Annotated in this window: 15 protein-coding genes; 2 read left to right on the forward strand and 13 right to left on the reverse strand. The window is 40.5% G+C overall.

The annotated features are described in order from the left end of the window. Positions 1-495: 495 nt before the first annotated feature. Both J2Y03_RS18065 and J2Y03_RS18070 read right to left on the reverse strand, forming a co-directional pair. Positions 496-900 carry a carboxymuconolactone decarboxylase family protein gene (locus tag J2Y03_RS18065; protein ID WP_310196400.1) on the reverse strand — a complete coding sequence of 135 codons (405 nt, stop codon included), beginning with the start codon at positions 898-900 and terminating at the stop codon, positions 496-498. A 102-nt stretch (positions 901-1002) separates the two neighbouring features. Then, positions 1003-1893: a LysR family transcriptional regulator gene (locus J2Y03_RS18070; RefSeq protein WP_310196403.1), complete on the reverse strand. Its 891-nt coding sequence runs from the start codon at positions 1891-1893 to the stop codon at positions 1003-1005. Between the two features lie 365 nt (positions 1894-2258). On the opposite strand from J2Y03_RS18070, the gene J2Y03_RS18075 reads away from it, so the two are divergent. Then, a complete protein-coding gene (locus J2Y03_RS18075) occupies positions 2259-3578 on the forward strand; it encodes a GntP family permease (RefSeq protein ID WP_310196406.1) in 1320 nt (439 codons plus the stop codon). Positions 3579-3705: 127 nt separating this feature from the next. Beyond that, positions 3706-4554, forward strand: a complete 849-nt coding sequence (locus tag J2Y03_RS18080) for an NAD(P)-dependent oxidoreductase (RefSeq protein WP_310196409.1) — start codon at positions 3706-3708, stop codon at positions 4552-4554. A 279-nt stretch (positions 4555-4833) separates the two neighbouring features. On the opposite strand, the gene J2Y03_RS18085 is transcribed toward J2Y03_RS18080, so the two are convergent. The 11 genes from J2Y03_RS18085 to J2Y03_RS18135 form a co-directional block, all read right to left on the reverse strand. Further along, positions 4834-5247 (reverse strand): F0F1 ATP synthase subunit epsilon, encoded by a 414-nt coding sequence (locus J2Y03_RS18085; protein ID WP_310196411.1) that lies wholly within the window; start codon positions 5245-5247, stop codon positions 4834-4836. Between the two features lie 21 nt (positions 5248-5268). Then, the gene (gene atpD / locus J2Y03_RS18090) at positions 5269-6690 is read right to left on the reverse strand and encodes a F0F1 ATP synthase subunit beta (protein WP_310196414.1); all 1422 of its coding nucleotides are present in this window, start codon (positions 6688-6690) and stop codon (positions 5269-5271) included. A gap of 170 nt (positions 6691-6860) precedes the next feature. Then, positions 6861-7718 carry an ATP synthase F1 subunit gamma gene (gene atpG / locus J2Y03_RS18095; protein WP_310196417.1) on the reverse strand — a complete coding sequence of 286 codons (858 nt, stop codon included), beginning with the start codon at positions 7716-7718 and terminating at the stop codon, positions 6861-6863. 157 nt (positions 7719-7875) lie between these two features. Then, a complete protein-coding gene (gene atpA / locus J2Y03_RS18100; protein WP_310196420.1) occupies positions 7876-9384 on the reverse strand; it encodes a F0F1 ATP synthase subunit alpha in 1509 nt (502 codons plus the stop codon). Between the two features lie 26 nt (positions 9385-9410). Further along, entirely contained in the window at positions 9411-9947 is a 537-nt protein-coding gene (locus J2Y03_RS18105) for a F0F1 ATP synthase subunit delta (protein WP_310196422.1), read from the reverse strand. Beyond that, entirely contained in the window at positions 9944-10471 is a 528-nt protein-coding gene (locus tag J2Y03_RS18110; RefSeq protein ID WP_310196424.1) for a F0F1 ATP synthase subunit B, read from the reverse strand. Before J2Y03_RS18110 ends, J2Y03_RS18105 begins: the two co-directional genes overlap by 4 nt. Before the next feature lie 166 nt (positions 10472-10637). Beyond that, a complete protein-coding gene (gene atpE, locus J2Y03_RS18115; protein WP_059171849.1) occupies positions 10638-10850 on the reverse strand; it encodes a F0F1 ATP synthase subunit C in 213 nt (70 codons plus the stop codon). Positions 10851-10923: 73 nt separating this feature from the next. Next, positions 10924-11634 carry a F0F1 ATP synthase subunit A gene (atpB, locus tag J2Y03_RS18120; RefSeq protein ID WP_310196429.1) on the reverse strand — a complete coding sequence of 237 codons (711 nt, stop codon included), beginning with the start codon at positions 11632-11634 and terminating at the stop codon, positions 10924-10926. Between the two features lie 23 nt (positions 11635-11657). Next, positions 11658-12032, reverse strand: coding sequence for an ATP synthase subunit I (locus J2Y03_RS18125; protein WP_132087770.1), 375 nt, complete (start codon positions 12030-12032; stop codon positions 11658-11660). Positions 12033-12039: 7 nt separating this feature from the next. Continuing rightward, positions 12040-12261, reverse strand: a complete 222-nt coding sequence (locus J2Y03_RS18130; protein WP_310196432.1) for an AtpZ/AtpI family protein — start codon at positions 12259-12261, stop codon at positions 12040-12042. Between the two features lie 332 nt (positions 12262-12593). Next, positions 12594-14780: a S8 family serine peptidase gene (locus tag J2Y03_RS18135; RefSeq protein WP_310196435.1), complete on the reverse strand. Its 2187-nt coding sequence runs from the start codon at positions 14778-14780 to the stop codon at positions 12594-12596. Positions 14781-14830 lie beyond the last annotated feature (50 nt).

The following is a 14830-nucleotide window of genomic DNA, read 5'->3' on the forward strand; positions in this document are numbered from 1 at the left end:
TTCAGAAAAATCATCTTACCTGCCGATTTCTCCTCTCTACCTGCCAAAATAATTTGTTTACCTGCCTAATTAGCTAGTTTACCTGCTTAAACTCACCCTTCACCTGCCTACAAGTTCCAACGCTCTGTCAGCATAACTGAAAAAGCCAGTCGCAAGACTGGCTCTGGTAATTAAATGGTTATAAATGTTCGTAACGAAGGATAAATCCTTGGACGCAGACAGTTTTTAAAGTACCTTCTTTCAGAAAAATCATCTTACCTGCCGATTTCTCCTCTCTACCTGCCAAAATAATTTGTTTACCTGCCTAATTAGCTAGTTTACCTGCTTAAACTCATCCTTCACCTGCCACAAGTTCCAACGCTCTGTCAGCATCACTGAAAAAGCCAGTCGCAAGACTGGCTCTGGTAATTAAATGGCTATATACGTTCAAAATGAAGAACTTGGGCAGGTGGTCGTTTAAGCCGTGGTAACGGTTTAATTATGCGACTACATTTCTTATTCGTTAACCTTTACATCTCTTTGAGCAAAAACTTTTTTAACAATTTTAAGTGCATTCAAGACACGAGGGAAGCCTGTATAGGGAATCAAGTGCACGATCGTTCCAACAATTTCTTTTGGAGTTAATCCAATTGTAAGTCCCGTGTTGATATGTAATTCCAATTGCGGCTCCGTACCTAGAGTTACAAGAGAAGAGATTGTGACCATCGTTTGTTGTTGTTTAGTCAAGCCTTCTCGTGAATAAATATCTCCAAAAGCAAATTCAACAATATAACTTTCTAAATCAGGTGCTAGATCTTTAAATGTTGCTACAATATCCATGTGTGTTCCAATTTCTTCGTTATCTGTTAACGTATACTCCTTTATAATATCTACACCTTGTTGGTAACGTGTTTTTTCCATGTTATCTCCTCCAAAAATTCATTTGTATTTGACAGGAATAACTTTAACGCAGTATTTATTATTCGTAAAATACATATAAATCATTCAACACATTCCTTTTTTTCATGATTGAAATGGTATTTCAGCTGAAATATACTGGATAAATTCACGAACTGCAGGTGAAGCGTATTTCTTCTTTTTTGAAATAAATCCTAAATTCCAGGGAACGCTTGGATTAACGATGGGAATCGCCTTGATTAAATCTTGATCAACTTTTTCTCCAATGGGTTTTGGGAAAATCGATATCCCTAAGTTTTCGCCAATCATTCCACTAATAAAATCCCACTCAGAACTTTCGTAAGCAATTTCCGGACGAAAACCAGCTCGGAGGCATTCTTGAATAATGATGTCATGAATAGCAAACTCTTGCTTAAATAGAATAAAGGTTTCATTTTGTAACTCTTTCATTTCAACCTTTTCCCTCTGCACTAATGGATGGGACTTATGGACGAAGAGCGACAGTTCATCATAAACAAAGGGAACAACATCAAATTCTTTTTCATCCACCGGCAGCATAACCACACCAAGATCTAATATTCCGTCTCTGACTTCCTGTTTAACCTTTTTTGAATCATCTTCAAAGAGTTTTATTTTAATATCGGGGTACAGATTATTGAATCCTTTAATGATTTTTGGGAAAAATAAAAAACCAATTATTGGCGGTATGCCGATTTTTATTTTTCCTTTTTTTAAGTTCATTAAATCATATAGGTGGATAGATAAATCATTTAGCGATTCCATAATCACTTCCCCTTCCGCCAAAACGATTTCGCCTGCTTCCGTTAAATTAATTTTCTTTGCGGAACGATCAATCAGTTCTACATTTAATTCCTCTTCCAAACTTTTGACTACTTTACTTAGGGTAGACTGTGACAAGTGAAGGGATTTGGAAGCTTTGGTAAAACTTTTGTATTTGGCTACTTCTATAAAGTAAGTAAGGTGACGTATGTCCATGAATGTAATCTCCAATCTATGAAAAATATGCATGGTTTCTATTCCTATTGTTCATTTTACTCATATAAATTTAAGATGTATACTAAGTGTGTCAAATTTGTGAACAAAAATTTAATAAGCTAGGAGTGAAAAAGATAGATCATTTGAAAACAAAGGATACTGTAATGACTGGCGCATCTATGTTTGTTATAGCAGTTAAAACAGACAGGAATTGAAATAATTATTATTATTTATTTCGATTTCGAGATATTTTAATTAAAAACTTTTTAATTAAATATATATTTCCTATTTCTATAACTATTAAATTACAAAATGCTGCAGAAATTACTCTTAAGAACTAGAGAATAAAGGGGAAAAAAGTAGAAATGGATCTATTAGGTTTGCTGGGAATATTGTTAGGTATACTAACAATCATTCTCTTTATTATTAAAAAGTTCAGTATCATCATTGCTGCACCTATAGCGACGATTGTCGTGTTGCTGTTTAACGATGTACCTATACTAGAAACCGTATTCGGTAAAGAAAACTCTTATATGACGGCACTAGCTAGGTTTGTTGCATCAAATTTCGCTATATTCTTATTAGGTTCGATATTAGCGAAATACATGGATAAAAGTGGGGCAACGATTTCAATTGCAAATAAAGTATTGTCGGTGGTTGGAACCAAGAACCCGTACAACGCATTAGTGGCATTATTTATTATTTCTGCCATTCTTACTTACGGTGGTATAAATGTATTCGTTATCATTTTCGCATTAATTCCCATGGCGAAACCGATCTTCAGACAACTTAATATTTCGTGGAAATTAGTGACCATTCCTGTGTTTGGTGGGACTTCAACGTTCACGATGACGATGTTGCCTGGGGCACCTTCCTTACACAATATTGTGCCTTCAACGGCGTTGGGAACCACATTAACGGCTGCGCCGCTTATCGGAATCGTCACATCCGTCGCAGCAATTGTCTTCCTACTCGTATTTATGAAATTCTCGTTGTCCAAAAGCTTGCGTAATAACGAGACATTTAATGCTGATGAGAAGGTTGAAAGTAGTAATGCGGAAACTGCGCGTGAGCTTCCATCATTTATTATCAGTTTACTGCCAATCATCGTGTTATTAGGCATCATATTACTATTTAGTTCTGTAAGTAACATCATAATTGTCGCTTTAATTGTTGCGATATTATTGAGTGCTATATTATTCCGTAAACAATTGCTTTCGCAAAAAGAGGTATTAAATCAAGGTGCTACTGAATCGGTATCATCAACGATCACAACTGCTAGTACGATTGCATTTGGTAGTATTGCAACAAGTGTTCCTGCGTTCAAGGGTGTATTCCAATTGATTCAATCCATTCCTGGACCACCTGTACTCTCATTAATGATTGGTACAGGTCTGATAGGCGGTATTACTGCTTCAGCTGTTGGAGCAATTGGCATTTCTGTTGCGAATTTTGCTCCTATCTATTTAGAAATGGGACTAGATCCGGAAACGGTTCACCGTGCCATCGCAATCGGATCTGGAGCTCTATCCATAGTTCCTTACTCTGGATTCTTGATTATCTTTAACAATTTAACGGGATTAACGATGAAGGACACCTTTAAAAATGGATTTATCAGTATCAGTGTTACCCACTGGATCGCAATGGCCGTTATCGTGATCATGGCCCTCTTAGGTTTAGCTTAACTATCAAACTGTAGGCAAGTTTTCATACTTGTTATGAATGATTCAACTATAACGAAACATTAGGAACTTTATACTAAAGTTTTTTATGTGATAGATTTAATTACTTGAAAAAAAATATAAAACAAAAATGGAGGAATTTATCATGAGTAAAAAAATTGGATTTATCGGATTAGGAACAATGGGCTTCCCAATGGCAGTTAACTTAAAAAAAGCTGGTTTTGAAGTAATCGGTTATGATGCATATAAAGGTGTTTACGAAAAAGCAGCTGCTGCTGGTATTACAATGGTAGAAACGTTAAAAGAAGTGGCTGAACAAGCCGACGAAGCAATTATCTCAATGGTTCGTGACTATGCACAAACAGTAGACGTTATTTTTGGTGAAGGTGGTTTTTTAACTGCCGGGCCTAAAAATAAAACAGTTATTGTTATGAGTACACTTGACCCAGATACAATGAATCAGTTAGGCAAAGAAGTCGAAGAAAAAAGTGATTTAAAATTAATTAGTGCTGCAGTAAGCGGTGGTGCTTCAGGTGCTCAAGCTGGAACATTATCGATTATGACATCAGGTGCCGAGACAATCGTGAAATCTTTTGAGGCCTACTTTGATGCGATTGGATCTAATACATTCTACTATGGTGCAGAACCAGGCAACAGCCAAGTAGCAAAATTAGTTAATAATATGATTCTAGGTGTTAACATGAATACTGTCGCTGAAGGTTTAAAATTAGGTAAACACTATAACTTACCTGAAGAAGAAATATTAAACTTATTAAAAGTGAGTACAGGTGATAGCTGGGTAGTTAGAAACTGGCGTGACGTTTCAGAATGGACAGCAGCAACTGCATTATCTGTTCTATTAAAAGACTTAATCGCAACTTACAACCAAGGGATTAAACATAATGTATCTATGCCATTCAATGCCTTATCATCTACACAATTATTTGACTCTATGGGAAAAGAGAAACCAAAAGCCTAATATTTGAAAAAAGTTACCGCTTAATTGGTTGATAATACAATCTCTCTACTAGGAAAGTGTTCTGTGTTTAACAGAATGCTTTCCTTATTTGCCTATGATAACAAAAATGTCTATTCAAAACAGAATGAGATGATTCACTTGCAAAAATCTCTTCAAATGAATAATAGAGAAATGTAAACATTGTTTAGAAGATACCAGAGATTCTAAGATTTACGTACCTAACACCGCCCGAGCCCCCATACAACAAAAACCCCCACTAAGTGGGGGTTTTTCATATCATTACATTTTACCCTGCGTTACAGCAAGGCGGTTGACGGCACGTTGCAGAGCAAGCTCGGCACGACGAAAGTCGATGTCTTCCACTTTTTGCTCTTTCATACGCTGCTCGGCACGTTCTTTTGCTCGTAGAGCACGTTCCACGTCGATATCTTCTGCTTTTTCAGCGGATTGCGCAAGGATTGTTACTTGGTCAGGACGGACTTCTAGAAAGCCGCCGCTCACAGCAACAAAATCCTGTTCTTTGCTGCCAGGCTTCTTGAGGCGTACAACCCCAATCGCAAGAGGAGCAACCAATGGAATATGTCCAGGTAAAATACCTAATTCACCACTTTGAGCCTTCGTACTAACCATTTCCACTTCTGACTCATACACCGGGCCATTCGGAGTAACAACACTGACTTTTATCGTCTTCATTTTTTACCCTCCTGACAGGCTTTAGGCCTCTACACCCATGCGTTTTGCATTTTCCACTACATCTTCAATACGTCCAACTAAGCGGAATGCGTCTTCTGGAAGGTGATCATACTTACCTTCAAGGAGTTCTTTGAAACCACGAACCGTTTCCTTAACAGGAACATAAGATCCTGGCTGTCCAGTAAACTGTTCAGCAACGTGGAAGTTCTGTGATAAGAAGTTTTGGATACGACGTGCACGAAGTACCGTTAACTTATCATCATCAGAAAGCTCATCCATACCAAGGATTGCAATGATATCCTGTAACTCACGGTAACGTTGTAATGTAGATTGAACCTGGCGCGCTATATTGTAATGCTCTTCGCCAACGATCGCAGGTGACAATGCACGAGAAGTCGAAGCAAGTGGATCCACCGCAGGATAGATACCCATTTCAGATAGCTTACGCTCAAGGTTTGTTGTTGCATCTAAGTGAGCGAATGTCGTAGCCGGAGCCGGATCCGTATAGTCATCGGCTGGTACGTAAATCGCTTGAATTGAAGTAACAGAACCTGTTTTAGTAGAGGTAATCCGTTCTTCTAATTTACCCATTTCAGTAGCAAGAGTTGGCTGGTAACCTACCGCAGAAGGCATACGGCCTAATAGCGCAGATACTTCCGAACCTGCTTGCGTGAAACGGAAAATGTTATCGATAAATAATAATACGTCTTGTCCTTGCTCATCACGGAAATATTCAGCCATCGTCAAACCAGTCAAGGCAACACGCATACGTGCTCCTGGCGGCTCATTCATTTGTCCGAATACCATCGCCGTTTGCTTGATAACGCCTGAATCCGTCATTTCATGATAAAGGTCATTACCTTCACGTGTACGCTCACCAACACCAGCGAATACAGAAATACCGCTGTGCTCTTGTGCGATGTTATTGATCAATTCCTGGATTAAAACCGTTTTACCTACACCAGCACCACCAAACAGTCCAATCTTACCTCCCTTAATATAAGGAGCAAGCAAGTCTACTACTTTAATACCCGTTTCAAGAATTTCTACTTCAGTAGAAAGGTTCTCAAACGTTGGTGCTTCACGGTGAATAGAATCACGGCGTGCAGATGCCGGAATTTCCTCTTTAAGGTCAATTACTTCACCTAATACGTTAAATACACGGCCAAGTGTTTCATTACCCACCGGTACAGAAATAGCTGCTCCTGTATCCACAACATCCATTCCACGTGTAACACCATCAGTGGAAGCCATTGCAATTGTACGAACTGTATCATCGCCTAAATGAAGGGCTACTTCAAGAGTTAAGTTGATATCAACTTCAGATTGGCTTTGCGCTTTATATTCAATTCTTAAAGCATTATAAAACGCAGGAAGTTGGCCGTTTTCAAACTTAACGTCAATAACCGGACCCAAAATCTGAAGAACGCGTCCTTTATTCATCATTTTCCCTCCTTACTTACTTTTTCACAAAGATCCTTTTTTAAAAAGGAACCTAGTGAAGTACACTTTACTAGTCATAGTCCTCAAATAGAGTTGGGAACGACGAACTCATTCCCAAACTCAAACTTTTATCAAGGTCCCTAAATAGGGTTCATTTTTAAAAAATATTATTATTCTAACGCTGATGCACCGCCGACGATTTCGGTTAGTTCTTGTGTAATCGCTGCTTGACGAGCACGGTTGTAGAATAGAGAGTAAGATTTGATTAATTCCTTTGCATTATCAGTTGCATTTCTCATTGCCGTCATTCGAGCAGCATGCTCACTCGCTTTGCTGTCTAATAGAGCGCCATAAATTAAGCTCTCAGCATATTGAGGCAGGAGAACTTCTAAAATTTCTTCTGCAGATGGCTCGAATTCATACGATGTAAGCTTAGCTGAAGTGGAAATGTCCGTTAACGGTAGAAGCTTCTTCTCGGTCACTTCTTGTGCTATCGCACTCTTATAATGCGTGTAATATAAATATAGTTCATCGAAAGTGCCGTCCGAGAACATTCCTACGGTAGCGCTAGTCATGGCTTTAATGCTGTCAAAGCTTGGCTGATCTGAAACTCCGATGATTTCGAAAGCTACATTCATACCGCGCTTGGCAAAAAAGTCACGTGCTACACGACCGATGGCAATAATCGCGAACTCATCATTCGATTTATGACGATCTTGAATTGTCTGAAATACTTTACGAAGGACGTTACTGTTAAACGCACCAGCAAGTCCACGGTCAGATGTCATGACAATATAACCGGTTTTCTTAATAGGACGAGATTGAAGCATTGGGTGAGGTACGCCTTTACTGCCGATGGCAATCGCAGCCGTGACTTCCTGGATTTTTTCCATATAAGGAACAAATGCTTTTGCATTCATTACTCCACGGTTCCATTTAGCGGCGGACGTCATTTCCATTGCTTTCGTAATCTGACTCATCTTTTTCGTTGAATTAATACGAGATTTTATATCGCGTAATGAAGCCATAGGTTCTCACCACCCTCTTACAAAGAATGTTTGATTAGGTTAGTTAGGTTAAGGGGTTAGCAGTAAAGGGTGACAGGCACGCTTTTGTAGTGCCTGTTTCCCTTTACTGCCCTTAACCATCCCTTTTCCTAACCCTTTACAAATTGTCAGACCCTACTTATTCGGAAACTGCGAACGTCTTTTTGAAGGCGTTAATTGCAGCAGCCATATCGTCATCAGAAGGAAGATCTTTCGTCTTCACAATATGGTCTAACAAGTCTTTGCGATTGTGGTCTAACCAATTAAGGTATTCTGATTCAAAACGATTGATATCCTCTAATGGAATATCATCAAGGAAACCGCGTGTTAATGCGTAAAGGATTGCAACTTGCTTCTCAACAGAAAGTGGCTTATGAATATCCTGTTTAAGAACCTCAACTGTACGAGCTCCACGGTTAAGCTTTGCAAGTGTTGCTTTATCAAGGTCAGAACCAAACTGAGCAAATGCTTCTAATTCACGGTATGAAGCAAGGTCAAGACGTAATGTACCTGCTACCTTCTTCATCGCCTTGATTTGCGCGGATCCACCTACACGAGAAACGGAAAGACCTGCGTTGATCGCTGGACGTACACCGGAGAAGAAAAGGTCTGATTGTAAGAAAATTTGTCCATCTGTGATGGAGATAACGTTTGTTGGGATATAAGCAGAAACGTCCCCTGCTTGTGTTTCAATAAATGGCAATGCAGTGATTGAACCAGCACCTAGTGTGTCGTTCAATTTCGCTGCACGCTCAAGAAGTCGTGAGTGCAGATAGAATACATCCCCTGGATATGCTTCACGACCTGGAGGACGACGAAGTAACAGGGAAAGCTCACGGTATGCAGCCGCTTGTTTAGATAAATCATCATATACGATTAATACGTGTTTACCGTTGTACATAAATTCTTCAGCCATTGAAACGCCCGCATAAGGAGCTAAGAATAGCAATGGAGCTGGTTGTGAAGCAGATGCCGTTACAACAATTGTATAGTCTAACGCGCCATACTTACGAAGAGTTTCTACTGCACCACGTACAGTGGATTCCTTTTGACCGATTGCAACATAGATACAAATCATGTTTTGACCTTTTTGGTTGATGATTGTATCGATGGCAACAGATGTTTTACCTGTTTGACGGTCTCCGATAATTAACTCACGCTGACCGCGTCCGATTGGAACAAGCGCGTCAATCGCTTTAATACCTGTTTGCAATGGCTCATGAACGGATTTACGAGCCATAACGCCTGAAGCTACTGCTTCAACAGGGCGCGTTTTTGTTGTATTGATTGGACCCATACCATCAACTGGTTGTCCTAAAGAGTTAACAACACGACCAATTAGTTCCTCACCTACTGGAACCTCCATGATGCGTCCTGTACGACGAACCTCGTCACCTTCTTTAATTCCAGTGAAAGGTCCAAGAATGATGATACCAACGTTATTAGCTTCAAGGTTTTGAGCCATACCCATAACGCCGTTTGAAAATTCAACAAGTTCTCCAGCCATGACATTGTCGAGGCCATGAACACGTGCGATACCGTCACCAACGGAGATAACTGTACCGACATCACTCACTTGAATTTCAGCCTGATAGTTTTCAATTTGCTTTTTTATCAGGGCACTAATTTCTTCAGCTTTGATGCTCATGAGTTTCACCCCTATTCTTACGAATCTTAGCTTAATAGTTTACGTTCTAAACGGTCTAGCTTTCCGCGCAAAGAGCCGTCGTATATACGGTTTCCGATTCTCAAGCTTACGCCGCCGAGCAATTCGGAATCCACGATATTTTCAATTCTAAGTGTCTTCTTACCAACTTTTGCTGCAAATGTCGCAGAGATTGCTTCACGTTCTGCTTCTGAAAGCTCACGCGTGCTGATTACTTGCGCTTCAGCAATTCCAGATTCTTCATTTGCTAATTCAAAGAATTGGTTCGCTACTTCAATGATCTCGTCTTCGCGGTGGCGGTCGATCAAGATCAATAGTGTATTCAGTACATATGAATTAACAGATGTAAAAGCGGCTGATAAAATCTCTTTTTTCTTATCAATGGTAAGCTTAGTAGACTTTAAAACTGCTTTTAAATCGGTATTGTAAACAAAAACTTCCTTCACTACACGAAGTTCTTCTTCTATTACTCCAAGAAGCTGCTGTTCTTTTGCGATTTGAAAAAGAGCCAACGCGTAGCGTTTAGCTACCATGGAGTTGCTCATCGCTGATCTCCTGCCTCTTGAATATAATCGTTAATGAGTTTATCTTGGTCTGCTGCATTCAATTCTTTTTCAATAACTTTAGAAGCAATTAATACAGACAAGGAAGCAACTTGTTCACGAATAGCGGCAACTGCTTTTTCTTTTTGCTGCTCGATTTCAAGCTTGGCAGATTCTTTCATGCGATCAGCTTCAGTACGAGCCACAGCAATGATTTCATCACGCTGAATATCGCCTTGCTTTTTCGCACTTTCAATTAAAACCTGTGCTTCGGAACGAGCTTCTTTTAATAGAGAGCGCTGCTCTTCTAATATTTTCTTTGCTTCAACGCGACTTTGCTCTGCAGCTGAAATTTCACCCGCAACATGCTCTTCACGCTCTTTCATGATGCCCATTAATGGACCCCATGCGAATTTTTTCAGCAATGCCATCAAGACGATAAAGATGAAAAGTTGGAAAATGATATCTCCCCAGTTTACACCAGAATGGGCTGCTGCTGCTCCTAATACAAAACTATTTGTTAACACCCGCGATTCACTCCTTTCAAGGTCTTTACCTTAAAACAACCTTTATATCAGTCGAAATAATTGTCGAAATCAATCGTTTATGACCATAAATGAACATAAACGAATGGCGAAGGTTCTCACGAATGATCTTCGCCATTTACATAAACGCTGCTAGAAGAGCGTTCGATTATTGACCTTGAACCATGAACGCGATAACAACCGCGATGATAGGAATCGCCTCAACTAACGCAACCCCGATGAACATTGTAGTTTGAAGCATACCACGAGCTTCTGGCTGACGAGCGATACCTTCTACTGTTTTTGATACGATAAGACCGTTACCGATACCAGCACCTAGTGCTGCTAAACCAATTGCGATTGCTGCTGCTATAAGACCCATTTGAAAATTTCCTCCTTTAGTGTATGAAAAAATAAATTCTTGTTTTTTGTCCTTTTATAAAGAACGGTTTATCTTAATGGTCGCTGCTCACTTTGTGAGCTAAGTACACCATTGTTAACATACAGAAAATAAATGCTTGGATAGCGCCGACAAAGACTGAGAAGCCTTGCCATGCTAACATTGGAATTACAGCGGCGAGTGTTCCGCCAACGCCGGTTGCTAACCCGGCAGCGAGTAAGCCTAATAATATTTCCCCTGCGTAAATGTTACCGTAAAGTCGGAGACCTAACGTCAGAGTATTCGCAAACTCTTCAATGATTTTAATTGGGAACATAAACCAGAACGGTTGGAAGAATTCCTTTCCGTAGGCTTTCATTCCTCTCATTCTTACGCCATAGAAATGGGATAGTCCCACAACCAAGATGGCCAAAGTCAATGTGACAGCTGGATCGGCAGTTGGTGATTTCCACCAAAGTACTCCGTCCACTACAATTGAGAAAGGAAGTCCCAGCATATTTGCTACAAAGATGTACATGATGATGGTGATTCCGAGTATATGGAACCGTCCGCCATCTTTCCAATCCATCGTACTGTTAATGATGTTCTTAACGAAATCCATAACCCATTCCATGAAATTTTGAATTCCAGTTGGTTTCATGGCCAGTTTACGAGTAGATAGGACGGCAATCAAAAAGACAATCGCACTAGCAACCGTAATCATCAAGATGTTTGCCAGATTAAATTGGAGTCCTAGAAACGTAACTATTGGAGCTTCGTGATGCAACAGTATTCACCTCGCTTCCCCCGCTATTTATGTGAATAGAAATTGTGCGTAAAAAAATCTATCATAATGACAATGTAGGATGTCATTAATCCTATAACCACACTAATGAGATGGAATTGCTCAGGGTATCTCATTGTGATGACAATCGCCAGTGCAGCGGTTGCCATTCGTGAAAAAGAACCAAGTGAACGAACTTGTCTTCCTTCAGTCGCAGCCTGTCCCAATTTGTCGACTTTCCTTGCCATTAACCACAAATTAAAGAGGCTCAAACTTGTCCCAAGAATCAATCCAAGAAAGATTGATTGCTGCGCAGTGAACCCCCAACCAAGCACATAAAAAGACAATAAAAAAAACATCCACTTTCGCTGTCTGACAAACATTGTTTGAAAATCTGGCATGGTTGGTTTAATCTCCTGAATAGAACTTGCGAATTGTAACGAGCATCGTGTAAATACCTGCTGCTAAACCGATAAACAATCCAATTATTAAGAAAATTGGCTCTGTACCCCACTGTTTATCCAGCCATCTGCCTGAAAATATACCGATAAGAATAGATCCAACTAGGGACGCCAGAATGGTGGACATTAGGGCATAAGCTTTAAATGGATTGCGGTTTTCATTACGCATAACTATCGCATCCTCGCCATAAGAGAATACAAAAATCGAGGTATATGTACTAAAGAAAGATATGTAGAAATTCTGAGGATTCTGTCGAAAATATATGAAACCCCTCTCATTTTACATCCTTTGTTAGCATACAATAGCGATTCTGCAATGTCAATGGATTTACGTGAAATAATCCACATACTATTCTGCGTAATTTCTTCCAGTTGGAAGTTTAAGTTAACACTTTTATTGTAGTGTAAACTAGGGTAATTTTCTCACTGTAATTGTGACCATTTTGTGAACAAATCGACATTAGATGGTGCATTTATCAATTATTTATGCACCACCTATTTTTAACGAACGGCTTCCCCAATCACGAGCATTGTTTCAATAAAGTCTTCCTTCCCTGCCTTTTTTGCGAAGACTTTGGCAAGGTAGACTCCATCAGGAGGAAGATTGTCTACTGGTATCACCCTTTTGATTAATCCCTTTTTAACATTGTGATTTGTGTCTAGAAAGCCGACAAAACGGAAATCATCCGGATTAAAAAGGGCAATCCCAAACTCTTCTGCTCCACCTGGCAGGTAGACCTCATACCGATACGTTCCCACTTCGTCGCCATCCTTAAAGTCAAATCCCATTACTCTTGGGTAGTTCGGCTCTTCAAGTACATAGATGTAGGGAATCTGAATCGGATTGGAACCGGCATGAATGGTAAGATAACCATCATGAATTTTTCCCTTCAATTGTGCTGGATCCACTTCCAATTCAATTTTAACATCTTGCGCTTCGCCTGAGTCAAGCGTAAATGCCAGCGGAAAGCGCCATTTTAGTCCATCCGTATTCTTCGGTATCTCAAAGGTATAGCGCACAGGTTTATCACTTAAATTCTCCACATGCAAAAAGGTTTTGTGAACATCGCCTCCGGTTTCATATTTGCCAAATCTCAGGGAACTTGGGGTGACCAGTGAAGTTGCTTTCACCGCTTCTGTGACCTGAATCCTCCCTGCACCCTGCTCATATGTCCGATAGGGTTTCCCATTTTTAACAAGGGGTTTAGCGGTGTTCATCAATGCAGCCTTAATTTGATCCGGCGTCCACTCTGGATGTGCCTGTTTAATGAGGGCGCAGGCTCCTGCCACATGCGGTGCTGCCATACTTGTTCCCTGCATGGATAGATATCCGCCCGGAATCGTCGAGTTGATGGCCACACCAGGTGCAACAATATCAGGCTTTACCTCCCACGTGTCTGTCACCGGTCCCCTCGAACTAAAGTCAGCAAGCAAATCCTTTTCCTGATTGATAGAGACATTTACTAAACGATTGGTTTCTCTTTTTAAAAGCTCTCCCTCTTTCTTTGTGATTGACCCCACCGGGATGTCCATGGGTACTTCAAGATTCCCCATAAAACCGCCGCTCAAATTATTGTAAATGATGACACCCTTGGCTCCAGCCTCACGGGCGTTTTGTGCTTTTTCAGAAAACGTTAATTTACCTCTTTTAATAAGAACGATTTTACCCATCGCATCCTTTAAAGCTTCTTTTGTTCCGAGTCCACCATCTACGATTGAAAGGGAACGGTCAAGGTTCCAATTGCCCGAGCCTTCCAGTGGTTGAATCCGGATTTTATCCCGCATTCCTTCTATTAATAGATACGGGATATCAATTGTCGGTGTTGAAGCCCCAACGGAGATGGCCTTTGAGGCTGTCCCTGGGGAACCAACGGTCCATACATTCGGGCCAGAATTTCCAGAAGCGGCAATCGCGACAATTCCTTTTTCAACCGCTCTGTTTAGGGCAAGGCTGATTGGCAGGTCAGGACCGTTAATATCATTACCAAGGGAAAGGTTCATGATATCCACTTTATCCTTTATTGCCTGCTCAATCGCTGCCAGCACATTCTCGGTTGTTCCACCACCGCCAGGTCCTAGCGCTCGGTAAGCCCGAATCTTTGCCTCCGGTGCAACTCCCTTTAACTTACCATTTGCGGCAATAATACCAGCTACATGGGTCCCATGGACAGTTGTCCTGCCTAATGTTTTCGTTTCCATCGGATCAGCATCATTATCGACAAGGTCACGGCCACCGGCAAAATTTCTTTTTAAATCTGGGTGCGTGTAATCCACACCGGTATCGATGACTCCGACGGTAACCCCTTTACCCGTCAATCGGCGATTTTTTTTATCAAAATAGCCCCGGATTTCGTCGCCGCCAATAATCTTGACACTCTCCTCGGTTTGTACCTTGTATTCATTCACAGGTGAAACGCTGATGATTTCTTTGCTGTTCTGTGCAAGTCTCTCCATCGATTCTGGATTCCCTTCCACTGAAAAGCCATAAATTGCTTCCTGAAAAACATGCCTTAGATGAATGTCCTTATAAGGTTTGATGATTTGTTGAATATCCTGTGGGGATTGCGGATTATCAAGCACCACAATCGCAATCCGTTGTTTTGGAATTGGAGGTGCCTCAAGCGACCTCGCGGATGTTGTTGTTTGGAGGGAGAAAATCAATACGAATAGAAGCGTCCATTTTTTCATGTGAAAAATTCCCCTTTTTTCATATCGTTTTCTTCATGAGGGGAAAGTAT

The sequence above is a fragment of the Neobacillus niacini genome, assembly GCF_031457145.1.
GTDB lineage: Bacteria > Bacillota > Bacilli > Bacillales > Cytobacillaceae > Neobacillus > Neobacillus niacini_J.